Raw genomic sequence first — 24,299 nt, 5'->3', positions numbered from 1 at the left:
GTCGTCGTCGAAGTTGCCGGCGTCTTGCCCACCGTGCTGTCCGGTTCGCCGTTCTGGAAGCCGCGTTCGGCGAGCCTGCGCATCGCATCCACCTTGGTCTGCGGCGCATCCAGCCCGCCGTCGACGAGACCGTTGAAGCCGGAGAGATGCCTCGCGCCGTCGAAGGCGACGAGTGTGACCTGCTTCGTCTCACCCGGCTCGAACCTCACGCCCGTGCCCGCGGGCACGTCGAGGTGCATGCCCCACGCCTGTTCGCGCAGGAAGCGCATGGCGGGGTTCACCTCGAAGAAGTGGAAGTGCGATCCGATCTGCACCGGCCGGTCGCCGGTGTTGGTGACCTTGAGAGTCACGCTGGGGCGCCCCGCGTTGATCTCGATGTCGCCGCCCCCGTGCTGGACTTTCGGTTTTCGGCTGGCCATGACGTTCCTTCCCCCTGAAGGCGGTTCAGTTGTGTTCGTGGAGCCCGGCCGAGTGGCCGGCTGCATCCTCCGCGTGATGGTGCGAATGCCCGTGCGAGTGCGGATGCTCGTCCGAGTGCTGGTGCTCGTCCGAGTGAGCGTGCTGATGCTCGTCCGAGTGAGAGTGCGTGTGAGCGTGCGAGTGCGTGTGCTGATGCGAGTGCGAGTGGCCGTGCGGATGTGCATGGCCGCCTTGCGCCTCTTCGAACGCGTGCGAGTGCGCGTAGCCGTGACCGTGGTCGGCCATCAGACCGTCGTCGATGCCGTCATCCCCGGCCTCGAGGGAGGCGAGCGCGTCGCCGACCCTGGTACGCACGACCCGGATGATCGCGGCGTCGCTCATGAGCGGTCCGACGTGGTCGGCGTCGGCGGCGGGCACCGACGCGGCGAACCCGGCGGGCACCACGGCGACGCGCGACGATCCCAGGCGATGCAGCCGCTCGACGGATGCCGCGACCCCGGCCTCGTCCGCGGCGATCGCGACGCCGACCTCGCCGAGCGCGCCGTTCGTGCCCACGAGGTAGGCGATGCGGTGCAGTTCGGCCTCGTCGAACGGATTCGACGGCGGGGCGACGATGAGCAGCGCGGTGCCGGCATCCACCGCCTTCGCGCCGTTGGCCGCCCTGCGCAACCAGGCGATCAGATGGTCGGGCTGACCGAACGGCGCCGTGAGCGCGACGCGGCCCTCGTGCTTGTCCTTCAGCCACTTCAGCGTCTTGGCGGCGTCGGCCACCATGGTCGGGTTGCGACCGAATGTCATCGGGACGACGACGACCGTGTCGCCCTGCTCCAGCGCGACGGACACCGCGTTGTGGAACCCGCGTCCCGCGCCGGCGCTGATCGCATCGTCGATCCTGTCGGCGATGCGGCGAAGCTCTACCCCCTCGGCACTCTCATGGCCGCCGACGAGCACGACACGGATGCGATGGTTGGACTCGGCCCGCCTCATCCGCCGACCGGGTCGTGGCACGATACGAGTTTTGTGCCATCGGGGAACGTCGCTTCGACCTGCAGCAGCGTGATGCGTTCGCGCACCCCCGGCATACACTCGTCGACGGTCACGACCTTCTTGCCGAGCTCCATGCAGTCCGCGACGGGCTTGCCGTCACGTGCGGCCTCGAGAATGGCCTCCGTGATCAGCGCTTGAGCTTCGCTCGTGTTCAGTTTCGTTCCGCGGTCACGTCGTCGGCGCGCAAGTTCCGCGACCTGATAGACGTACAGTTTGTCGATCTCGCGAGGAGAGAGATCCATCACGCTCCTGTCTCAGGCAGAGAAGGGCGAACCCCAGCGCACACCCCCGCGTTTCATATTGGCCGGTGCGCAACGAGGGCGCAAGCATCGCCGCGTGCAGCGCGTCGCCGCGCCGTGATCGTTCACGGCGACGGCGCGATGTGAAGCCCGCAGTGAGCCGGGAGCGGAGCGGGACGCGAGCCGGGAGCGGAGCGGGATGCGAGCCGGGAGCGGAGCGGGATGCGTCGCCGTCAGCGCTTCGGCGCGTGTGCGGCCGTGGAGCCGGGCATCACATCGTCGATGTACGTCAGCAGCGCCTCGTTGATGCGCAGCACGTCGGCGAGCGCCGCCGACCGTCCGGAACCGGACCGCGGCGACACGCTCGGCGCGATGTCGCGCACATCGTGGATCCTCCTCGGCGCCTCGCCGCCGAGCACCGTGAGCGCGGCCTGGAAGTTGTCGCGCGTCGCCGCATCGAGCCTCTGCCACTGGTCGGGTGCGATGCCGGAGGGCGCAGAGCCCCTGTCGGCGTCGACGAGACGGCGAACGTAGTACAGCAGGGCCCACAGCGAGATCAGCTGCGCCTCGATGCCACCGCGCGCCAACGCGCCGGATCCCTCCCTGATCGGTCTCGCGAGCGACTGGATGGATCGGAACAGGGTGTCTGTCTCGGAGCCGAGACCGCGAACGTGCGAGTCGTCGAGCCGGCCAGGGTGCGCGAGCCGCTCCAGTGCGCCGTGCGCCGCCGCCATCGCCGCGGAGACCGCATCCGACATGCGCTTCATGGTCTTGCGCCTCGTGCGGGCAGGCAGCACCAGCGCCGACACCAGCAGGGCGATCACCGCTCCTGCGGCGGTCTCCATGATGCGCACGTGCACCGCCTCTGGGCTCAGGCCGCTCACCGTGTCGTACATCGTCGCGAGCAGCACCATCTGCCAGAACACCGTCCACGCTGACGCCACGGTGCGCAGGAACGCGGCCACGAAGACGGTGAGCCCCAGCAGTGCAAAGGCGATGACCGGGTTGTGGTGGGTCCACAACGCCAGTGCGAAAGCCCCGGATGCGCCGGCGACCGCCGCGATCACCCGCTGCAGATTGCGTGCCCAGGTCAGACCCTCCGCGGTCGTCAGGCTCTGATACGCGGGCAGCGCCGCCCAGTACTCGGCGCCGACGGACACCAGGCCGCCGACCAGCAGCGCCAGCCCCACCGAGAGGCCGGACTGCACGGCTCGACGGTCGCTCGGTGTCATGCCGCCACCGGTGGATGCACCTCGGCGTTCGTCGTCCGGCCTTCTGGGCGATCCGCGTCGCTCCTCCTCAGGCGCCGGCGCGTTGCCGGTTCGCTGGGCCCCGAGCACGTCTTCGTCCGCGGTCTCGGTCGCGTGAAGCCGATCGAACGCGGCGCCCAGCTCCGCGATCGCGGCGAGCGCCTCGCGGGCATCCGCGGTCCAGTCCGCGTGCGACTCGGTCTGCACGGTAAAGGTCCGGCGCTCGTCGGCGCAAACCGTGGTCGTGCCGGCCTTCGCCGTGTCGGCCGTCGCCGTGTCGGCCTTCTCAGCGGACTTCGCGGTGGCTGCCTTCGCCGCGCCGTTCTCGGTCGTGCCCGACTTGCCGCCGTCCGGCTTCTCTTCGCCCAGCGTCAGAAGGTGGCGCTGCAGCGAGACGAGCTCGCCGGCCAGGCGGGACCGCACGTCCACGGACACGGCGTAGTCGCTCGGCGACGGCAGCGCGCGGACGAGACCCTGCGACGCGAGCTCGATGTCGAAGACGCGCAGCCGTAACGTGCGGGTGCGCAACGGCGTCAGCCCCGTGGGCGGAGCATCCGGATCCAGGAGCGCAGCAAGACGGGAGCTCGTGCTCTCCAGCGCCAGCGAGTCCTCCGACATGCGACGCTGCACGGATCGGTCGCTTCCGGCGGAGAGCATGTCGATGGCGGCATCCAGCAGCATCGTCGCGCGAGCACGGAACGCGTGCACCAGGCCGTTCAGCTGAGCGCGAGGCGCGCGATCGGGAAGGAACCCTGCCGCCCAGCTCACGACGACGCCGAGCCCGGCGGCGACGAAGGCGGCCACGTACTGCGAGGGTTCGACGACGAGCACGGCCGAGAAGAACGACGCGATGAAGAACAGCCGGCCGGAGGATGCGGCCACGGCACCGAACCGGCCGAGCCACACGGCGAAGGCGGCGATGACCGCCAGCCCGATCGTCGTCCACACGGAGGAGGGCGGCGCCAGAGCACCGCACGCCACGCCGACGGCCACCGGCACGAGCCCGATCAGGCCCGCCCTGCGCATCGCATGCTTGCGGATGCCGGACGGCGTGGACGCGAACATGGCGATGAGTCCGGCCAGGGCACCGGCGGTGGTCACGCTGAACGACGACGGGGTCGCAGTCGCCATGGCCAGCGCAACCGAGACCGCGACCACGAATAGGCTGCGCGTCGCACCTCGAGAGCGCACGAGCCCGGGATCGAGGAAGATCTGCCTGCGCTGCAGCCAGGCACCGAGACCTCGCCGCGCGCGAGCGGGAATCGTGCTGCGCGTCTCGTCCGTTGCGGCCTGGTCGCCGATGGGCGGATCGTCTCGGTAGATGGGCTGGAAGTCGAGATCGCGTCCCACGCGGGAGACGAAGTGCTGGGCGGGATGCGCGAACGCCAGCCACTCGACGTATCTGCGGTACGGATCGTCCTCCGACTCGGCGGGGATGCTGCCTGCAGCGAGCTTCGCCATCGACTCGTTGAGCGCGAAGAAGCGCGCGGCCCACGGGTCGAGCGAGGCATCGATGCGGTGCGAGCGGTACGCCGACCACTCATCCTCGAACTCGTCCGCGGCCAGCGGCGTCAGCGGAAGCGGGACGCGCCAGCCCATCACCCGGTACCTGGTGTCGCGGAACTCGCCGAACGCCTCGATGATGCGTACGAGCTCGGGAGACTGCGTCGCGACGTGACCCTGCGGAAGCCCCCACTGCAGCGCCCCCACGATGCCCGACGTCATGGAGAGCGCGTACGGCAACGAGAACTGGTCCTCGCCGCTCTGGAAGTGATACGCGGCCCTGTCCTGCCTCAGGCTGTCGCAGTACAGGTTGAAGTCGTTCACGAGGAACGTGAGGTGCAGATCGAGCCCGCGCGGATGCCCGTCGGGAAAGAACGGCTGCAGCGCCTCGACCGGGTTGCCCACGCCGGGACCCGCTCGGAAGAAGTCGGCGCAGAGCGAGCGCAGGTTCTGGATGACGGAATAGATGTTGCTGAGGAACGTCACGAAGAACGAGATCATCACCACGCTCAGCAGCGCTTCCGTGACCGGCAGAAGGTCGACCCATCCGCCTCCTGGAGCGATGTTGTCGGCCCCGGACGTGGAGAACTGGCCGACGCTCAGGTAGAAGGCGCCGACGAAGTCGGGAGCGACGCCCTTCGAGATCTGGAACAGGCCGAACGCGATCAGCCCCAGGTAGATCAGCGTGAATCCGAGCACCAGGCCGAGGATCCAGCACAGCAGCGTCGTGACGGTGAGCACGCCGGTCACCTGCCGCAGAACCAGGGGACGCCAGCGCCGCGAGACCCTGCGCGTGAACGAGCGGATGGCCACCCACTCCCAGCGCACGATGCGATTGACGACGATGCCGGCCTCGTTGTAGTTGAGCACGGCGAGGAACGCGTCGAGGAGCGTCAGAACGAGGATCGCGATCCCGATCGCGATCCACACGGCGTCCATGCCGCCGATCCTATCCATAGGCTTTTCGCAGACAGCGGAGGCCGACCCCTGTGCTGCGCGGCGGCTCCGCCACGGCGGCCACGGTCACCCGCGACGCACGGCGAGCGGTGTCAGACGTCGTCTCCGCGGGTTGCCGGTCGAGTCATCCGCGACGCGGCGAGCGGTGTCAGACGTCGTCGTCCGTGGGCACGAGTCGTCCCGTCCAGCGCTCCTCCACCCGGCGGATGCGCCAGATCGCCAGCGAGACGAGCCACGCGGCCAGGAACAGGCCGACGATCGTGAAGCCCACGTAGTTGAGGTCGAGGCCGGCGATCCAGCCCAGCGGACCGCTCGTGATCGCCGTCGCCGAGGAGATCACGCCGATGAGCTCGATGGCTCCGACGGCGACAGCGATGACCACAGACAGCGACGTGACGATCATGTTGTAGTACATCTTGCGCACCGGCCGGTCGAACGCCCACCCGTATGCGCGGTTCATGAAGACCCCGTCGGTGGTGTCCAGCAGCGACATTCCCGCGGTGAACAGCACGGGAAGCACCATGATGGCGTACCACGGGATGCCGTTGGCCACGGCCCCGCCCGCGATCACGAGCAGCGCGATCTCGCTGACGGTGTCGAATCCGAACCCGAACAGAACGCCGATCGGATAGATGTGGAACGGCCGCGTGATGAAGCCCATGAGCCTGCCGAAGATGCGGTTCATCAGCCCGCGGTCCGACAGCTGACGCTCCAGCTCCGCCTCGTCGAGCCCGCCGAGGCGCATGTCGCGGTAGACGCGCACGATGCGCATCAGCACCACGAAGTTCACGGCGCCGAGGATGAGCAGGAACAGGCCGGAGACGGAGGCGCCGAACAGGCTCGCGTACGTGGAGACGAACGAGGAGCTGTCCGTGAACTGGGTCGTCAGCGCGTGCACGCCCGCGGCGACCAGCGCAACCATCACGATGACGACGCTGGAGTGGCCGAGCGAGAACCAGAAGCCGACGGACACCGGTTCCCGATCGGCGTGCTCACGCAGCTTGCGCGTCGTGTTGTCGATCGCGGCGATGTGGTCGGCGTCGAAAGCGTGGCGCATCCCGAGCGTGTATGCCGTCAGCCCGATGCCGAGGCCGAGCGCGGTCGATCCCGTGTCTCCGCCCTGCGAGACGACCATGATCACGAGCGTGCCCCAGCCGAGCACGTGCAGGAGCACGACGACCCCGTACATGGCGACGTACGTTCTGGCTGGAGACGCGGAGCCGCGACGAACCGACGTCGGCGTACCCCCCGGAATCGCCATTCGACCTTCTTCGCAATACCTGCACGAGCGTGCAGCAATGCCAGGCTAGCCAGGCGGATGCGACGACGCAACGATCCCGGCATCCGGCGCGCCGCCGAGACAGCGGCCGGTCACTCGCCCGCGTGCCGCGCTCCGATGGCGTGCAGCATGGCATGCAGACGCTCGTCGGTCAGGCGATAGATCTGCTCCCTGCCGTCCTTCTCCGACACGACCCAGCCGTTGCCGCGCGGGCGCCGAAGCGACTGGGAGACGACGGTGGGGCTGACCTCCGTGACGTTCGCGATCTGACCCACATTGAGACCGGGCATGTAGTGCAGGCACAGCAGCAGCCGCAGGCGAGTGGGATCGGACAGCAGCGCGAAACGCTCCGTCCAGCCGTCGATGTCGACCGTCTCGTATGCGCGGCGGGCGGCCGCCGGATCGTGATCGTCCTGCATGCTGACGCCTCCAGCCTCGCCCGAGTGAGCCGATCATAGCGCCGCCATCGAGCGCGCCGCCCATAGCGCCGCCATCGACCGCGCGGCCATCGCCCCGCCATCGACCGCGCAGCGCATCGCACAGCCACCGACCGCGCACAGCCCTCGGCTCGCATCCGCGGATGTTCGCCGTGGCGCTCGCCGCCGCGGGTGTTCGGCGTGGCACTCGCCGCCGCCCGTACAGTGACGAGTGGACAGTGACGGGTGAGCAGTGACGAGTGAATACTGACGAGCGAACACCGACGACGGAGCACCGACGAGCGGACGGTGAAGGCGACACTGGCGAGCGGCGCGCCAGGCCTCACGCAGCACGACGACAAGGAGCACGAGTGGACGAGTCGGACGAAGCCTGCCCGGCGACCACGTCCGAGCGGCTGGCGGACAGCATCCGGGCCATCGGCCGCCTGTTCCCGCACGTCGTCACCGAGGTGCTCGACGAGTCGGGTCGGCCGAACGTCGCGGTCGACTTCGATGCGCTCAGACACGAGCTCTCCGGCGCGATGGTCGAGGGCGCTCGCGAGCGCTACCGGCTGGACTGGCCCGGCAAGCGCGCGGCCGCAGCGAGCGCGAGCGCTCCGCCCGTCAGCCGGATGCGCGAGCTGCCGGCCGGGTCGCCGGGTGCGGCATCCAGCTGCAATCTGCTCATCGAGGGCGACAACCTCGAGGCCCTGAAGCACCTGCGCAGCACGCATGGGGGGTCCGTCAAGCTCATCTACATCGATCCGCCGTACAACACGCGCAACGACTTCGTCTATCACGACGACTTCGCGCTGAGCAGGCGGGCGTTCCGGGACCTTCATTCCGCAGGCGAGCGCGCCGCGGGGTTCGACGCGGACGCCGTTGCCGCCGACGCGCTCGAGGCGCACACCCATGCCGAACCCGCAGAGCCGCTCGAGCTGCCGGACGACCACGAGGAATCGGCAGCGGATGCCGGCGGCCACCTGCACTCGGCGTGGCTGAGCATGATGTACCCGCGGCTGCTCGTGGCTCGCGACCTGCTGGCCGACGACGGCGTCGGGTTCGTCAGCATCGACGGCAACGAGGTGGCCCAGCTCAAGCTGCTGCTGGCCGAGGTGTTCGGCGCCAGGAACGTGGTCGCGACCATCGTGTGGGTGAGCAACCTGAAGGGCAGGCAGATCTCCGGCGGCGGCCCGGCCGGCACGCACGAGTACATCCTCTGCTTCGCGCGGAACGCGGATGACGTCGCCCGCTTCCGCGGTTCGGCGTCGCAGCTGCACGCGCTCATGCCTGCCATCTACCGGCATCCCGGGTATGCCGTGAAGCACGACGCGAAGGGACCGTACGTCACCAAGAACGAGCTTTACAACACCAACTCCCGGTTCAATGAGCGCACGGCGCCCACCATGGTGTACCGCATCCACTACCACCCGGGAACGGGTGAGGTGCGCGTCACCGACATCGACGACGACACGGAGCTCGACGGCTTCGTCACGGCCATGCCGCACGCCAATCATCGGCCAGGACTGAACTGGCACGCCTGGCGCTGGAGTCGCTCGCGCGTGCTCGCCGACCACGACGAGCTCGAGTTCGACACGACAGGAGGCGCGCTGCGCATCCGCACGAAGGTGCGCGATGTCGATGGCATGACGCTGAAAGACGTCGTGCTCGGGCCCAGCACGATGAGCGGACAGCGCGACCTCGACGACCTCGGGATGCACCTGCAGTTCGACTCACCGAAGCCGGTCTCGCTGCTGCGCACGCTCGTCGCCGTGACCACCTCGGACGACGACCTGGTGCTCGACTTCTTCGCCGGATCCGGCACGACCGCGCAGGCCGTGATGGAGCAGAACGCCGAGGACGGCGGCCGGCGCCGGTTCATCCTCGTGCAACTCGACGCGCCCGTTCCCCCGCACTCGGCGGCAGCGGCGGCAGGCCACGCCACCATCGCCGACGTCACGGCCGAACGCATCCGGCGGGCGGGTGAGCGCGTCCGTTCCGCCGCGCCGAGCGCCGGCGTCGACACGGGCTTCCGCCTCGTCAGGCTCGAACCGGAACGCTAGGCCGGCGCCCAGCATCCGTCCACGGCGCTCCAGGATGCCCGCAGTACCCTCACAGGATGCGCAGACGATCCCGAGCGGCATACCAGCGCGCCGCCGTCGCGCTGCTCGCTGCTGCCCTCGCTGCCGTGACGCTGGCCGGATGCGCCGACTCCGACTCGGTCCATGCCGATCGCACTCAAGGCCCCACGCTTCCTCCGACGACGAGCGCCGCGCCGACGCCTGCCCCGACCTCCACGCTCCGCACCGGCACGCCGTCGAACCCGCTCAGGTACGCCGCGCTCGGCGACTCGTACTCCGCGGGAATGGGAGGCGGGAACGAGACCGGTCCCTGCCGGCGCAGCCCCCACAGCTTTCCGCAGCAGCTGGCGCAGTCCAAGAGCATCGTGCTCTCCCGCTTTCCGGCGTGCGCGGGCGCGACGACGGCCGACGTGCTCCAACACCAGATCAAGACGCTCGACCCGCAGATCGATCTCGTCACCATCACGATCGGCGGCAACGATCTCAACGTGAGCGTGCTGCCGTCGGCCTGTGCCAAGGGCGAGTCGGCGACGTGCAAGGCGGCGGTGGCGGCATCCGTCGCGTTGCTGCAGAAGCTGCCGGACAAGCTGTCGAAGACGTACAAGGCGATCGCGAAGGCCGCTCCGCACGCGCGCATCCTCGTGGCCGACTACCCGCTGTTCTACGACCTGCCCACCATCGACGAGAACACGCTCGGCTCGCCCGAGCTGTCGGCGGCCGTGGCCGTCGACGCTGCTGTGGCATCGCTCGACGCGACCATCTCGGATGCCGTGGCGAAGCAGCGGCAGGCGGGCACCGACATCCACTTCGTCGATGTGTCGTTCAAGGGACACGGCGTGAACGCCAAGAAGCCGTGGTTCGTGCTGAACGGATTCGACGCGTACCACCCCACCGTCAACGGGTACACGCGCTACGCCGACACGTTGAGCGCCCTGACCCGCTGACGCGGGCCGTCCCGCCCGCGGTGCCACCGCGGTCGTGCCCGCCGGGATGCTGCCGCACCGCCGAATCCGCACGCCGTCGTCGTGAGAACAGGCGGGAATGCCCTTACCCCGCGAAAACAGGCGGAATCGGCCTGTTCTGGTGACTTCTGCCTGTTGCCGATACCGCGCGGCCGCCCGAAGGGTGCGGTTTCGACAGGCTCAACCGGCGGTACGGAGCTACCGGAACCGGCTGTGCGGGGCGAATTCCGACGCCGGACGCGTCGTGAGAACAGGCGGGAATACCCTTACCTCACGAGAACAGGCGGAATCGGCCTGTTCTGGTGACTTCTGCCTGTTGCGGATATCACGACGCCGCCCGAGAACTCGGTTTCGACAGGCTCAACCGGCGGTGCCGCGGACGCGAACCGCCCTAGCGGCCGGTGCCCGCATAGACGACGGCCTCGGTGTCGGCATCCAGTCCGAACGCGTGGTGCACGACCCTGGCGGCCTCGGCGACCGTGTCGGCTCGGGTCACTACGGAGATGCGGATCTCGCTCGTCGAGATCATCTCGATGTTGATGCCCGACGTGTAGAGGGCGTCGAACAGCGCTGCCGACACGCCGGCATTCGAGCGCATGCCCGCGCCGACGAGCGCCAGCTTGCCGATCTGGTCGTCGTACTGGAGCGATTGGAAACCCACCTCGTCCTGCTCCGAGCGCAGCGCTTGAAGCACACGCTGCCCATCGCCCTTCGGCAACGTGAACGAGATGTCGGTGAGACTCGTCGCCGCCGCCGACACGTTCTGCACGATCATGTCGATGTTCGCGTTCGTCTTGGCGACGATCTTGAAGATCAGCGCGGCCTTGCCGGGAACATCCGGAACGCCCACGATGGTGATCTTGGCCTCGCTCAGGTCGGTGGCCACACCGGCGATGATCGGCTCTTCCACTTTCTTGCCCTTCTCTTGCAGCTTCGCCTGCAGCGCGGCAAGCCGTTCGGCGTAATCGTCGGATGACTCGTTGAGCACGAACGTGCCCTCGCCCAGGCTGAACGACGACCGCACGTGCAGCGTCACGCCATGCCTCCGCGCATATTCCACTGCGCGAATATGCAGCACCTTCGCGCCCGCGGCCGCGAGCTCCAGCATCTCCTCGCTGGTGATGTAGTCGATCTTGCGGGCCAGCGGAACGACGCGGGGGTCCGACGTGAACACGCCGTCGACATCCGTGTAGATCTCGCAGACGGATGCCTGCAACGCGGCGGCGAGCGCCACCGCCGTGGTGTCCGACCCGCCTCGCCCCAGCGTGGTGATGTCGCGCGACTCACGGCTGAACCCCTGGAAGCCCGCGACGATCACGATCGCTCCCTCGTCGAGCGCCTCGCGGATGCGACCCGGAGTGACGTCGACGATGCGCGCGGCGCCGTGCTGCGCATCCGTGATCATGCCGGCCTGGCTGCCGGTGAACGAGCGCGCGTCGTATCCCATCGACTTGATCGCCATGGCCAGCAGCGCCATCGAGATGCGCTCCCCCGCCGTGAGCAGCATGTCGAGCTCGCGCGGCTCTGGCATGGGTGTCACCTCATGCGCGAGGTCGACGAGCTCGTCCGTCGTGTCGCCCATGGCGCTGACCGCGACGACGACCTCGTTGCCCGCCTTGCGCGTCTCGACGATGCGCTTGGCGACCCGCTTGATGCTCTCCGGGTCGGCGACGGAGGAACCGCCGTACTTCTGCACGATCAAAGCCACGTGGACTCCAAGGGGGTGGGATGCGACGCGGCGGGCGGATGCCGGCGACTCACGCCTGGTATCCCAATTCTACGTATGCGCAGGAGCGGGTCCGTCCGCGTTACGTCCCCCGTTGCCTTGCCCGTCGGGCCGTCGCGTCCTGTCGCATCCGTCCGCGTCCAGCCAATGCCGGCCGCCGCCCTCCCCAGACGGATGAATCGCGCCCAGACGGATAAGTCGCGCCCAGACTGATGAGTCGCGCGGCGGCCGCGGGCGGCCGAAAACCGGAGTTTCGCGTCGACACGCCGTGTCTCGCGGTGCCACATCGGCGCGGCGACACGGAACTCCGATTTTCCGGCCCCGCGCCCGGCGCCCCCGCTTCTAAACGTTGGACGCACGCGCCGGATCGTGCTCTGCGCGTGTTACGAGGCCACGGGTGAGCTCACGCGTGCGGGCGCCCGCACGAAGCGGGTCTTCGATCCAGCGCTTGGACACGAAGCCGACCGCCACCCCCAGCACGATGAGCAGCACGACGCCCCACCACGCCGTCGGATGGCCGGACACGAACGGGAAGAGGAAGATGATCGGCCAGTGCCAGAGGTAGATCGAGTACGAGGCGTCGCCGAACGACTGGATGGGCGACCACTGCGCCAGGTACGCGGGCGACCATCTGGTCGTCGGGGTGCCGCCCGCGATGACCGCGACGGCGCCGGCGACCGGGAACAGCGCGTACCAGCCGGGGAAGTGGTGCTGGTCCCACACCAGCAGATACGTGCCGACGATGGCGGTGAGGCCGGCCCAGCCCAGAGCGGCGCGTGCCTTCGTCGGCATCCGGTCGAGTCCCGGCGCCAGCGCGAGCAGTCCTCCGACGGCGAGCTCCCACGCGCGTGCGTTGGGCGCGAAATAGCCCAGGTTCACGTTGGCGTACGTGGCCACGACGCAGTCGGCGAACGAGCAGACGGCGACGGCGGCGAAGACCCAGCGCAGCTGCGTGCGGAAGCCCTGTCCACGAGGCCTGCTTCGTCGAACCAGCCACACGATGAGCAGGATGAGCGCAGGCCAGACGAGATAGAACTGCTCCTCGACACCGAGCGACCAGTAGTGCAGAACCGGGGTCGGCGGGAGGTGCCGCAGGACGGCATCCGTGCTCTGCGAGTTCGCCAGCTCGCTGCAGTTCTCCACACCGAGCGCCGCCATCAGCATCTCGTGGAAGAAGTACGACCACTGCTGGCGCGGCACGAACGTGAGCGTCATGATGGCGCTGAATGCGATGACGGCGTAGGCGGTGGGCAGAAGCCGGCGGATGCGCCGGGTGTAGAAGCGCCGGAACGAGATGCCGCCCGTGCGGTCGACCTCGCGCACCAGCATGCCCGTGATGAGGAAGCCGGAGACGACGAAGAAGACGTCGACGCCCGCGTCGCCGCCTGGAATGTACCCCGGCCATGTGTGGTAGCTGATCGTTCCGACCACGGCGAGCGCCCGCAGGGCCTGGATCTCGGGGCGGATGCGCGTCACAGACCTCGGCACCGCTTCCCGCATGCTGCCAGCGTGGACGGCGGAATTCCGACGGCGCTATGCGCTGCCTCGACGGCTTCTGGCAGGCGCGGTGTCGAACCTGTCGTCCTGTGCAGGTTCGTCCCAGGGACGCCGGATCAGGACACCCCCGGGCACCGTCTCAGCACTCGCGCTCTCAGCGGTCGATGGGCGACTGGGGGTCGTTCTGCTCGACGGGTGACTGCGGGTCCCTCTCGCGTGTCGAAGCATCCGCACGCCAGGACCGCAGGCTTGGAATGGCGGCGCCGATCACACCTGCGCCGATCACGCACGCCAGTCCCCCGCTCACGGCCGAGATGGCGCCGGAGGTGGCGGATGCCACGAGCCCCGCCCGCAGATCGCCGAGGCTCGGCCCACCTGCGCCCACCAGGAAGTCGAGCGCATTCATGCGGCCGCGGAGCGCATCCGGCGTCGCCCGCTGCACGATGGTGCCGCGGCTCACCACCGTGCCCGTGTCGGCGGCGCCAGCGATCACGAGGCCGAGAAGCGCGACCGGCAGCCATCCGCCGAGGCCGAACAGGGCCATGCCCGCACCCCAGACGGCGCAGCACACGACCATGACCACGCCCTGGCGCGGCTGTCGCGTGATGCGGCCCGAGAAGACCCCGGCCAGGATGCCGCCCAGCCCGATCGCGGGCAGCATCAGCCCCAGCGTGACCGGGGATCCGCCGAAGCGTTCTGCATTGATCACCGGGAACAGCGCGGTAGGCATGGCGAGCACCGTGGCGTTGAGGTCTGCGGCGAAGGCCCCCAACAGCACGGGCGTGCGCACGAGATAGTGCACAGCGCCGAGGATGCCCCGCCCCGACCGGCCGTCGGCCCGGTCCGGCTGTGGACGGCCGGCATCCGCCGGCAGGCTGAAGATGCCCCACAGCGAGGCCAGAAACGTGACGCCGTCGATGACGAGGCAGAGGCCGACACCCACCCAGTTCACGAGGAATCCGGCGACGAACGGTCCGGCCAGCATGGCGAACTGGGAGGACAGGCGCATGAGTGCAAGGCCCGCGGTGAGCCGTTCCCCGTCGAGCAGGCGCGGGGCGAATGTCTGCGCGACGGGGGCCCCGATCGAGGCCAGTCCACCTCCGATCGCCATGAAGACGTAGACGACCGGCACGCTGCCCCCGCCGGCGAGCACGACGACCGCGAGCGAGACCGCGCTCGCGAGTTGGGTCAGCCGCACCGTGAGCAGCACGGTGCGGCGGTTCATCCGGTCGGCGAGCGTTCCTCCCATGAGTCCGAAGATCGCCATGGGCACGGCCCGCACGAGGCCGATCAGGCCCACAAGCGCGGCCGAGTGCGACAGCTCCCACATGTAATAGAGCAGGGCGAACGCGCTCAGCTGGCTGCCGAAGCTCGAGACCGTCGCGCCGACCCAGAACGCCCGGAACGCAGGGATGTCGCGGAGCGGGCGAACGTCGATCAGATGCTCGCGCAGACTCACTGTTCGGCCTGCAGGTGCCGCAGCACGCGATCGGTGAACGACTCGCGGTCGAGGGCGGCACCCATTCCGGCGGCAACCTGCTCGAGATCCACGCCGGCCTCCTCGGCGACCTCGCGCACGGCCGTCTCCGTCGCGTACCACTCCCGCCAGAACACCGCAGCGACTTCGTGGCCTCGCGCGGTGAGTGTGATGACGCGACTGCGGGCATCCGTTCCGGGCTCCGACTCGACGAGTTCGGCGTCGCGCATGACCGCGACGGACTGGCTCATCGCGGAGTGCGTCACACCGCATCGGTCCGCGAGCTCCCGGATGCTCATGCCGCCGCTCATGCCCCCGTCATCGAGGAACATGAGCGCCATGCTGAACCGTGGCCGCACACCCTCGATGCCGAGCCTGTCGTAGACGGCGGCGATGCCGTCTTCCATGCGCTGCTGCACGCCTTTGATCGGTCGCCACGTGCTGGGCAGTTCCGAGACGCGGCTCGGGCGGGGCGCGCGGCTCGTCCGGGCGCCGGTGTTGGCGTCGTCCGACCCGCTCTGGTCCTCGCGCTTCCGATCCGGGAATGTCACAGCGCTAATATAACAGCGCTTTCGTATTTAGGGAACTGGCTGGTCGCCCGTCGAATTCTGTCCCTACCGCAGTTGAGCCCGTCGAAACCCGGGCCACCGCGGGTTGAGCACCTCGAAACCCGCACCGCGCGTTGAGCCCGCGGAGACCACCTCACCTCACCCAGAAAGCGTCACCACAAGGTTGGCTCGTGCTCGAGACGCTGCAATGCGCCGCGCATTGGGCTCGTCGACGCGCGCGACCCAGTTCCGGGCATCCGCCGGGCTCTTGCCGAAGCGCTCGTGGCGAGCGATGAGGCGGGGCACGCGCACCTCGTCGCTCGTCTCGACGAACCACGACTCGTCGAGCAGCGAGCGGATGCTCCGCCACGGCTCCTCGTCGTCGAGCAGGTAATTGCCTTCCACGATGACGATGCGCACGTGCGGTTCGATCGCGATGCTGCCCGCTATGGGCTGTTCGAGATCGCGCTCGAACGCTGGCGCGTACACGGTGTGGTCGCGCCCGTCGCGGATGCGGCGCAGCAGTGCAAGCAGCCCGCGCCCGTCGAACGTATCGATGGCGCCTTTGCGGTCCAGTCGTCCGAGCCGTTCCAGTGCGGCGTCGGCCAGGTGGAACCCGTCCATCGGCAGCACAGCGACGTCGGCCGCGTGGCCGCGCTGCGCAGCGCCGCGCGCGAGCTCGGCAGCCAGTGTGGACTTGCCTGCGCCGGGTGGGCCGGCGATACCGAGCACCGCTCGGGGTGCTGATGCCTGCTCATCGCTCGATCCGGCGAGCGCCAGCATCCTCTCGACGAGCGAGTCGAGGTCGGGCGTGGGATCGGCGGTCATGCATCCGATCATGCCGTGTGCTGGGCACGCGTTCGGCCTCGGGACGGCGGCCGTCGAGGACGTCGACCCACGGCACGATGGACAGCGCCGAGCGACCACTGCTCCCGCCGCGGACTGCGGCCGTCAGCCGAAAGGCAACAGCTCGTCGCGCTCGATCTTCGACTCGTCCAGCTCGATACCGAAGCCGGGCTCCGTCGGAAGGGCGAACGCGCCGCCGACGGGGGCCGGGGCATCCGCTTCGAAGTGATGCCGCCAGGGCATGTGCCGCAGCAGGTACTCCGCCTTGGGGCACACCTCGGGCGACTGCGATGCGATCACGTGCAGCGCGGCGTGCACGCCATGCCCGTGCGGGATCAGAGCCACTCCGAAGGTCTCCGCGAGCGCCGCCATCCTGGTCAGTTCTGTCACGCCGCCGCACCACTCGGGGTCGGTCTGGAGCACCTGGATCGACCCGTCGCGCAGCAGGTCGAGCACCTCCTGCCTGTCGTACACGTGCTCACCGGTGGCCAGTGGGATGCTCGTCGATCGCCGCAGCTCGGCGAACGCCGCGTGCCGGTTCGGCAGCAAAGCTTCCTCGAGCCAGTCCGGGCGGTATTGCTCGGCGCGTTGCGCCCAGGCGCGGGCGAACGGCAGATCCCAGCCGTGGTAGGCGTCGAACATGATCGGCTCGTCGTCGCCGACGGCCTCCCGCACCTGCCGCACGAGATCGACACTGGCGGCCAGCCCCTCCGGTCCGCTCGCAGGCCCGTGTTCGAAGAACCACTTCTGGCCGGCGAAACCCTCGGCCTGCACTGCTGTGGCGCGGCTCACGATCGTCTCCGCATCAAGCGGAGTGCCGAGCATACTCGCGTACGCGGGGATGCTCCGTCGCGACCCACCCCCGAGCAGCTGCCACACCGGGGCGTCGAACACGCGCCCGCGCAGGTCCCAGAGCGCGTTGTCGATCGCCGAGATCGCCGCCTTGTGGAGCCCGTGCCTGCTGTGCCGGTCGATGCGCTCGAGCTGATCCCAGATCGTGGAGGATGCCAGCGCATCCTGCCCGATCAACAGCTCGCGGTACACGTCGAGCACGACCCGACCTGGCAGCTCGTCGATCGGTCCGTAGAAGCCGAAAGCGCCGTCATCCGCGACGATGCGCAGATAGCAGAGCGAGATGGTGCGCGGTTCGCGGGCCTCGGCTGCCGGTACCCGTCGCGGTGACCGGGCGTCGTCGTACAGGTCGACGGCCTGCACCTGCCGCTGCCGATCGCCCTCCGGATGCGCGCCCTCGGAGTATCGCGGATTCGGCCCGGTGATCCTGTGCACCTCGACGTCGACGATCCGCAGGTTTCGCATGGGGCCTCCTCTGGCATGGGTACGGATGGTCCGAGGCTAGGGGCTGGGACGCGCGCGTGGGGCAGGGGGTACCTTGCCGCCGACTACCGCCGGTTGAGCTGGTCGAAACCGGCCGCACCGCCTCCGGTCAGCCTTCCGTCCTGCCTCCGCCTCCACGAAGCAGTCGTTCCGAGATCGCGCCGGCGAACTTGCCGGTAGCGGTCCTGGCGCGGTCGAGCGAGTCGTCGCCCAGTCGCAACGCCGCATCCAGGCTTTCAGCGCCGGTAGCGAGAGCCTTGTCGCCAGCGTCAGCGGCGGCATCCCGCCATCTCCGCGCTTCGATCGCCTGTGTCTCGGGTTCGATGCCGATACGACGATGGAACTCCGTGACCGAGGCGGCCACGCCTTTAGCAGAACGCACAACGGATGGCGACGTAGTGGGGTGCAGCAGCACCTTCGTGTTCGCGAGGGCTGCAACGGCATTGATGCGAGCGAGCAGATTTCCGGTGCTCCGAGCGATGGTCTCAAAACGATCATCCCTCGCCGACCGAAGGCCGATGCGGTGACTGTTCAATTCGTCGGGAGCGGCATCGAGAACTCGATCGAGTTCCAGCGCGGCGAGCGCATCGTACAGCTGGGCACAGCGTGCCAGAACCGCTAGCCAGTCCTGGACCGTGTCTTGCGCTTGTTGCGGTGCATCGGCGAGATCGCCCATCGCGGACTTCGTCTCGAGTTTCTCGGCGAGCGCGTCGAGCTGGAGAAGTGCATAGGCCTGCGTTCTGGCGATGGTGAGCGACGTCCCCTGCACCTTCGACCAAGTGACCTCCGATACCCGGCCCACGCGTTCTCGTACCGCTATGGCTTCATCGATCACAAGGCCCACGGCGATCATGTCCGCAAGCACCGCATCCTTCTGTGCCGGGAGGACGTCGTCGACCTTCGCGTCGATCACGGCAAGGTATTCGGTGATCTCCTCCATCGCGCGCTGCATCGCCAACTGAGTCATAAGGCCGCCAACCCCGGCGAGGAGAGCCGGATTCGCCAGGAGCGCCACCGGATGGGCGAGGGCCGCTACCCCCGGCCCGTTGACGAACTGCAGATTCTTGACGAACTGCCCGTTCGACGCTCTCAGAGTCGCGTGCGCGTACCCCGTCCCGGTGTTGTGCACCATTGCGTACTTGTGTGCCACCTTCGCGGATTCCTCGGTCAGTTGCATCCAGCGGCCCGAGTTGGCGGCGATCTGCGAGGCGGCGTTGAGAGCAGCACCCGCCACCGTGACGGTTGGCGTGATCTTCGCCATGCCGAGGTCCTTCGCGAGCAGTCCTTCCTTGACCATGAATCGCTCAATCACGGCAGCGTCGCCGATGACAGCTAGACCGTCGGCGTCGCTGATCAGCTCGATCTCACTGCCTCGTCCGGTTTCGACCAGGTTCTCGTGGTCCACGTTGACTCCTGTTTCGCACGCGGGAAGGCTGTGCATCCCGCTCGGGTAATGGCGATCCTCCGCTGTCAGCTTCTTCGGCGTGCGTGGCGAATGTTCGCGTTTCAGCAGTTCAAAGCAACTGGGCGCCGTGACAGAGAGTTGCGTCCGAGTCTAAAGTGCACCGACGACGGCAACGAGTCTGCACCGCGATCGTCCTACTTCTAGGCGAGAACGGCGCGCCCCGTTGGAGTGCTCGCGGTGATCCCGTGCCCCACGCTTTATATCCACTCGGGCAGCGAGCCGGCCGACAGAAGAGCTACCGTTGCCAAGTCTGGTTCGGCCCAGGTCAAGCCGCGCAGCTGGTTCCGCCGGAACCAGGAGATGAGGTCATGATCGGTGCTCGAAGTGGGCACGGCGTCAGCGAGTCTCGCCCAATAGCAACTGAGATCGACCAAGCGGCCGTTGACCGGTGTGCTCCCTCGATGCAGCAGGGACCCGACAAGGATGTCGACGCCGAGTTCCTCGCGGATCTCGCGCGCGAGCGCGTCTGCGGGCGCCTCGCCGAATTCCACCTTGCCGCCGGGGAACTCCCACAACCCGCCAGCCTCGCGGGCAGGGTTGCGACGGCAGCCAAGCACACGATCGTCGCGGATTACGACGGCGGCCACGACCTCAACGATTCGCATTCTTCACCTCTCTGTCCCTGAGTCAGCGACCACCGTGGAGTTCCCTTCGCCGGTCCCACAACCGTGGCTATGTGCGCCCTTCCACCTGCCTGCGATGAACTCGTGCGACAGCAGGTCGGGTCGTGGCGAAGCCACGAGATCCTCACAGCTCTGAAGCCGCTTTGGCACGTCAAAGTGAACGGAACTCGGCAAAGCGCACTGCCAGGCGGTCTCGATCGGGCCACTCGGCTTTCCGTTTAGGAGTAGCGATTCGTCGCCCGTGCATGTCCTGTAGCCCATGACGGAGCATGGGCCCATCGACCTCATCCAGGAGATCTTGATTGATGCGTACCTCATAATCCGGCGTGATTCCGAGCAAGTTCCGGTCATATGAGGCGTGATGAATTTTGCAAAGCGCCAGTCCGTTGGTCACGATCGGTAGGCCCTCATCGTGACTGTCACCGACAATGTGCGCGGCGTCAAGGAGATCTGCATGTCGTAGTGAGCAGATCGCGCAGGTTCCTTCATATGCATGCATGACTCGCGCTCGGAACAACGGTTGATGGAGCCGGCGCTTCGCGATACCTTCCGCATATCGCCGAGCTTCTCCTGTCATCTCCAAGGGGTCACCAAAGAAGCGGAACATTTCATCGGCGGCCAACATCACGGTGCGTTCATGAGGAAGATTCTTGATGACGTACACCGGATAGTAGGCAATGAACACTCCGTCCCGAACGCCACGGAAGTAGATCAGCGGATCTCGATCAATAAAGGCCTGGACCAGCTTCTTGTTGTCTCCGCCTTCCTGCGCGCGGTATGAGTAGCGGATGATGCCGTCATCCAGGATCTCGTCGTCATATGGACGGCCTTTAGCGCTGGTCATGACCGAAAGGGTCGAATCAAAGTCTGCAGGATTTCGGATACCACGCCCTTGGTCGAGCAACGGGATGCGCTCGCCCAGATATGTGTAATTCACCAGTTCTGCGCGGGTCAGCTCCCACTTCCCCGAACCGAGCTGATTGTCGAGCCAACGAAACACGTCCTGCCTGATGGCAGCCTGTTCGGCACGGCTTCTCATCTTCGCCACCTAGCACTCCACCAAGTTCATCATCCAGGCGTCCTTGCCGCTTTCATGACCAAAGAACTCCTTCGCAACGGCGTTGTGGTGTCCTTGGGCGGCATCCTCGCACCAACCGGCAGCGGGGTCGCGGGCAACGCGGGGATATGTTCGATCGCGTTCCGTTTGCTTCGACAGTTTCGGCGTTCACCATGCGACCATCCGCTTCTGTTGCACTGCATCGCGCGCCCAGCGGTGGTGCAAGTGTCGACAGGTCCGGATAATGCACGGGCTAGATTCCAGATCTCGGCGTTTCGCAACCCTGAACGCGTTCTTGTCACGGCGTCGCGCATTTTTACGAGTTCTCACGTTACTCGGCCCAGAGTCCACCCCGCGAAGGCGGCCTGGTCGAAGAATCCTGCGATCGATACCGGCGAACGAAGGATTGAGCAAACCGCAACAGGCAACCCCGAACCCATCCCCGGAGAAAGCGAGAGGCGTCAAAACGACGAAGTTGAATCGACCCCGAGGCTTAACCTTTGCTCGTTCAATCGAGACTTGGATCCCTACTCAGGACTCGACGTCGGTCGCCCGGGCGAGCCGCGTGAGTGTGGCGCCGTTCACAGGTGCGCGAGTAGTCGGCTGATGAGACTAGGGCCGGCTTCGATTGAAAGAGCTGGCGATCAAGAACCGTGTTATGCAGTCGTCTCTCCGTCCACAAGCGTCACCGACTGCACTCTTTCCACAGAAAGTCCTCCTGATCGGGAATTTATCTGCCGCAATGTCGGTGGCACCGGGTTGACTGTACCCATGAACGAGATCACGGTAACCCTGGCGAAGGCGACCTCCGTCGCGCGCGATGCCGTGTCGTTCGACGACGTCGGGATGCTGCCGGATGCGACTCTGCTCGAGTCGCTGGCGGCCGTCGAGCAGCTCGGACGCACGGTGGACGCGCTTCGCATCGCCATGGCCGCCGAGATCGGCGAGCGGTCACGGCCGACGCTGGGCCTTGACCGGCTGTCCGCCAAGAACGGATGCCGCAACGCTAACGAACTCATCGCCCGCGTCACGCAGGTCGCCGAGACTACCGCCGCACGCTGGACTCGCGCTGGGGCGTCCTTGCGGCCTCGAGAGCAGTTCACCGGCGATTCCTCGCCTGCCAAGTTCGCAGTCGTCGCCCACGCGGTCGCCGACGGACGCATCGGCTACGACACGGCAACCGCCATCACCTCCGCACTCAGTCAGGCCGCAGACCGTGCAGAGCCGGCCATGCTTGTCGAAGCGGAGCAGGCACTCGTCGCATCGGCACTGGGTCTGGACGCGACAACAGGCGAACCCCTCGTGCCGTTCACTGCCGACCAGACCCGCATCCAAGCCCTTCAGTGGCAAGTCGCGCTCGACCCGGACGGCGCACGTCCTCGCGAGGCGCAGGCCATGGTCCAAAGAGGCATCATCAAGGTCGGTACGCGCGGCGACATCGTTCGATACCGCATGGATCTCCTCCCCGAGATCGCCGGCAAGCTCGAAGCCGCGTTCGACTCCTGCCTCTCTCCTAAGACACCTGGACGCTTCCTGTCGGAAGAAGAACGAGAGAAAGCCGAGCTGAACGGCGATTCCCGTTCTCCCGCCCAGCAGCGACACGATGTCTTCTCCGCGATAGTCGATGCGGCGGCTCGATCGGGACAGCTGCCGACCGTCGGTGGCACGTCTCCGACTGTGCTCGTTTCGGTGTCCGCCGAGGAGCTCACCGTTGGCAGGGGCGCAGGATGGATCGACGGCATCGACCAGCCGATCTCACTGGATGCCGTGAAGCAGTTCTGCTGCACGGGCGGCTTCCAGAAGGTCTACTTCGACTCGACCGGATGCCTCATCTCCCTCGGCGCTCAGGAACGCTGCTTCACCCCGCAACAGAGACGCGGCATCACGCTGCGCGACGGAGGATGCGTCATCCCCGGATGCGCCGTCCCCGCAGGGTGGTGCGAGATCCATCACGTCAAAGAGTGGGCGAAGGGCGGACCGACGCACACCTCCAATGGAGTGCTGCTTTGCTGGTTCCACCATCGAACGATCGAGCACTCCGGATGGCAGATACGCATGTTGAACGGCGTTCCCGAGGTCCGGGCTCCGCAGTGGATCGACCACGAGCGCACCTGGCGTCGCGCGACCAAGTCCCGAGCTCTTCATCCGCCACGTAAGCGAGAGCCGGTGAGTGGTCGACGAACGTGATGCGACGTTCGGGCGGGGTTTGATGGACGCCGTCTCTCTCATGCTGCCTGCCCCCGAGTCGATCGGCAGTTCGTGCCGCCTGTGCTCTGTCGCCCGATTCCCGCAGTCCGAGGCGTCGGATGCAGAATTGATACCTTTGTACGAGTACAAAAGAGGGAGCGCATGTGCTGACCATCGATCCGTCCGTGTCGGTCCCGCTCTATGAGCAGCTACGAGATCAGGTCATCGCCCAGATCTCGGCCGGTGAACTGGCACCCGGAGACAAGTTGCCATCGGTTCGTCAGCTGGCGACTGAACTCGACCTTGCTCCGAACACCGTCGCCAGAACGTACAAGGGACTCGAAGAGGCCGGCTACGTCCAGACTCGCGGACGCAACGGCACCACTGTTGCCGAGGATCTCGCAAGCAACGAGACGCACCGGCGCGCGGCCGCTCTCACCAGCGAGTATCTCCGACAGATGGGCGCGCTCGGCTTCAGCACTGAGCGCACGATCGCGTATCTGCAGCGAAACTCGCTCCGGGCGTGACCCGGATGCGATAAGGCCGAGAAGCAGCCCAGACGCCTCGAAACCCGAGGGTCCGCCGCCTGGCAACAGTCCAGCCACCGCATGGATGGCCCAGGAACTGAATAGTCGAGGAACCATGGATGGTCCGGGAACCATGGATGGTCCCGCAATCGCACGTCGATTGAGTCGCCCGACCACGTCGACCTTTGGCCGCTCGATGGCGACCGCTCGGGGACCGTCGCGAGGCATCGGCCCCTCGAGACAAAGTCGGCGCCTCGGAGGTGACCGAGTCACGGGCGAAGCGCACCAGCAACGGCGGCACGGCAACGATGCCGCGCACGACCTATCGTTGAAGACCAGCGAGTGCCACCCTTCAGGTCGCACGAGGCCGCTCCTATGAAGCGAACGCCAGTCTCCAGTAGCGTTCTCGTCTCGGTTGGATACGACGACGAGACCAACACGCTCGAGCTCGAATTTCACGGTGGCGCGATCTACCGATACTTCGAAGTCCAGCCGATCGTGCACTCGGAGCTCCTCGCCGCCGACAGCCTCGGCGGCTACTTCGCCCGCCACATTCGCGATCAATATCCGTACGAACAGGTACGGGGCCCCGATAGCTGACGAAGCTGAGCCAGCCGAGGGCAGCTCCAGGACCGACGACAGTCCCTCGACCGCCGAAGAGCCGCGCATTAACGCAAGAAGGGCCGCCCACAAATGGGCGGCCCTCTTACAAAGAAGTCCGGCGGTGTCCTACTCTCCCACAGGGTCCCCCCTGCAGTACCATCGGCGCTGAGAGTCTTAGCTTCCGGGTTCGGAATGTGACCGGGCGTTTCCCTCTCGCTATGGCCGCCGAAACACTATGGATATATCAAGTGTGA

General features: G+C 67.3%; 19 protein-coding genes, 1 rRNA gene and 1 pseudogene. 5 read left to right on the top strand and 16 right to left on the bottom strand.

Annotation, left to right across the window (positions count from 1 at the left end; genetic code table 11):
- Positions 1-107 precede the first annotated feature (107 nt).
- From VHB92_RS15790 to VHB92_RS15765, 6 genes and pseudogenes are all read right to left on the bottom strand, one after another.
- Positions 108-419: pseudogene (locus VHB92_RS15790) on the bottom strand (urease subunit beta); the annotation flags it as partial.
- A 25-nt stretch (positions 420-444) separates the two neighbouring features.
- Positions 445-1,428, bottom strand: a complete 984-nt coding sequence (locus VHB92_RS15785; protein WP_325454723.1) for a hypothetical protein — start codon at positions 1,426-1,428, stop codon at positions 445-447.
- Positions 1,404-1,709, bottom strand: a complete 306-nt coding sequence (locus VHB92_RS15780) for an urease subunit gamma (RefSeq protein WP_325454722.1) — start codon at positions 1,707-1,709, stop codon at positions 1,404-1,406. The genes VHB92_RS15785 and VHB92_RS15780 overlap by 25 nt, the downstream gene beginning before the upstream one ends.
- A gap of 230 nt (positions 1,710-1,939) precedes the next feature.
- Positions 1,940-5,398, bottom strand: a complete 3,459-nt coding sequence (locus VHB92_RS15775; protein WP_325454721.1) for an FUSC family protein — start codon at positions 5,396-5,398, stop codon at positions 1,940-1,942.
- A 166-nt stretch (positions 5,399-5,564) separates the two neighbouring features.
- Complete coding sequence (locus VHB92_RS15770) at positions 5,565-6,677, bottom strand: HoxN/HupN/NixA family nickel/cobalt transporter (protein ID WP_325454720.1); 1,113 nt, start codon at positions 6,675-6,677, stop codon at positions 5,565-5,567.
- Positions 6,678-6,787: 110 nt separating this feature from the next.
- On the bottom strand, positions 6,788-7,114 hold the full coding sequence (locus VHB92_RS15765) for a metalloregulator ArsR/SmtB family transcription factor (protein ID WP_325454719.1): 327 nt from the start codon (positions 7,112-7,114) through the stop codon (positions 6,788-6,790).
- A 368-nt stretch (positions 7,115-7,482) separates the two neighbouring features.
- On the opposite strand from VHB92_RS15765, the gene VHB92_RS15760 reads away from it, so the two are divergent.
- Together VHB92_RS15760 and VHB92_RS15755 are read left to right on the top strand one after the other, a co-directional pair.
- On the top strand, positions 7,483-9,174 hold the full coding sequence (locus VHB92_RS15760; protein WP_325454718.1) for a site-specific DNA-methyltransferase: 1,692 nt from the start codon (positions 7,483-7,485) through the stop codon (positions 9,172-9,174).
- 56 nt (positions 9,175-9,230) lie between these two features.
- Entirely contained in the window at positions 9,231-10,136 is a 906-nt protein-coding gene (locus VHB92_RS15755; RefSeq protein WP_325454717.1) for an SGNH/GDSL hydrolase family protein, read from the top strand.
- A gap of 409 nt (positions 10,137-10,545) precedes the next feature.
- On the opposite strand, the gene VHB92_RS15750 is transcribed toward VHB92_RS15755, so the two are convergent.
- From VHB92_RS15750 to VHB92_RS15710, 9 genes are all read right to left on the bottom strand, one after another.
- Entirely contained in the window at positions 10,546-11,862 is a 1,317-nt protein-coding gene (locus tag VHB92_RS15750; protein ID WP_325454716.1) for an aspartate kinase, read from the bottom strand.
- 360 nt (positions 11,863-12,222) lie between these two features.
- On the bottom strand, positions 12,223-13,380 hold the full coding sequence (locus VHB92_RS15745; protein ID WP_325454715.1) for an acyltransferase: 1,158 nt from the start codon (positions 13,378-13,380) through the stop codon (positions 12,223-12,225).
- Positions 13,381-13,531: 151 nt separating this feature from the next.
- Positions 13,532-14,836 (bottom strand): MFS transporter, encoded by a 1,305-nt coding sequence (locus tag VHB92_RS15740; protein ID WP_325454714.1) that lies wholly within the window; start codon positions 14,834-14,836, stop codon positions 13,532-13,534.
- Positions 14,833-15,405, bottom strand: coding sequence for a helix-turn-helix domain-containing protein (locus VHB92_RS15735; RefSeq protein WP_325454713.1), 573 nt, complete (start codon positions 15,403-15,405; stop codon positions 14,833-14,835). Before VHB92_RS15735 ends, VHB92_RS15740 begins: the two co-directional genes overlap by 4 nt.
- A gap of 156 nt (positions 15,406-15,561) precedes the next feature.
- Complete coding sequence (locus tag VHB92_RS15730) at positions 15,562-16,230, bottom strand: nucleoside/nucleotide kinase family protein (protein ID WP_325454712.1); 669 nt, start codon at positions 16,228-16,230, stop codon at positions 15,562-15,564.
- Positions 16,231-16,353: 123 nt separating this feature from the next.
- Positions 16,354-17,565, bottom strand: a complete 1,212-nt coding sequence (locus tag VHB92_RS15725) for an enolase C-terminal domain-like protein (protein ID WP_325454711.1) — start codon at positions 17,563-17,565, stop codon at positions 16,354-16,356.
- Between the two features lie 127 nt (positions 17,566-17,692).
- Entirely contained in the window at positions 17,693-18,988 is a 1,296-nt protein-coding gene (locus tag VHB92_RS15720; RefSeq protein ID WP_325454710.1) for a hypothetical protein, read from the bottom strand.
- 257 nt (positions 18,989-19,245) lie between these two features.
- The gene (locus tag VHB92_RS15715) at positions 19,246-19,653 is read right to left on the bottom strand and encodes a (deoxy)nucleoside triphosphate pyrophosphohydrolase (protein ID WP_325454709.1); all 408 of its coding nucleotides are present in this window, start codon (positions 19,651-19,653) and stop codon (positions 19,246-19,248) included.
- A 169-nt stretch (positions 19,654-19,822) separates the two neighbouring features.
- Positions 19,823-20,710, bottom strand: coding sequence for an HNH endonuclease (locus tag VHB92_RS15710; RefSeq protein ID WP_325454742.1), 888 nt, complete (start codon positions 20,708-20,710; stop codon positions 19,823-19,825).
- Between the two features lie 54 nt (positions 20,711-20,764).
- Between VHB92_RS15710 and VHB92_RS15705 the strand changes: the two genes are divergently transcribed.
- The 3 genes from VHB92_RS15705 to VHB92_RS15695 all read left to right on the top strand — a co-directional run bounded on the left by VHB92_RS15705 (position 20,765) and on the right by VHB92_RS15695 (position 24,042).
- Positions 20,765-22,915: an HNH endonuclease signature motif containing protein gene (locus VHB92_RS15705; protein ID WP_325454708.1), complete on the top strand. Its 2,151-nt coding sequence runs from the start codon at positions 20,765-20,767 to the stop codon at positions 22,913-22,915.
- 164 nt (positions 22,916-23,079) lie between these two features.
- Positions 23,080-23,442 carry a GntR family transcriptional regulator gene (locus tag VHB92_RS15700; protein ID WP_325454707.1) on the top strand — a complete coding sequence of 121 codons (363 nt, stop codon included), beginning with the start codon at positions 23,080-23,082 and terminating at the stop codon, positions 23,440-23,442.
- Between the two features lie 375 nt (positions 23,443-23,817).
- A complete protein-coding gene (locus VHB92_RS15695) occupies positions 23,818-24,042 on the top strand; it encodes a KTSC domain-containing protein (RefSeq protein WP_325454706.1) in 225 nt (74 codons plus the stop codon).
- Positions 24,043-24,158: 116 nt separating this feature from the next.
- Here the strand turns inward: VHB92_RS15695 and rrf are convergent.
- Positions 24,159-24,275 (bottom strand): 5S ribosomal RNA (rrf, locus tag VHB92_RS15690).
- Positions 24,276-24,299: the final 24 nt, after the last annotated feature.

Origin of the sequence: Humibacter sp., assembly GCF_035547335.1 — a bacterium.
Classification (GTDB): Bacteria; Actinomycetota; Actinomycetes; order Actinomycetales; family Microbacteriaceae; genus Humibacter.
This window is presented reverse-complemented; position numbering and strand designations above follow the sequence as displayed.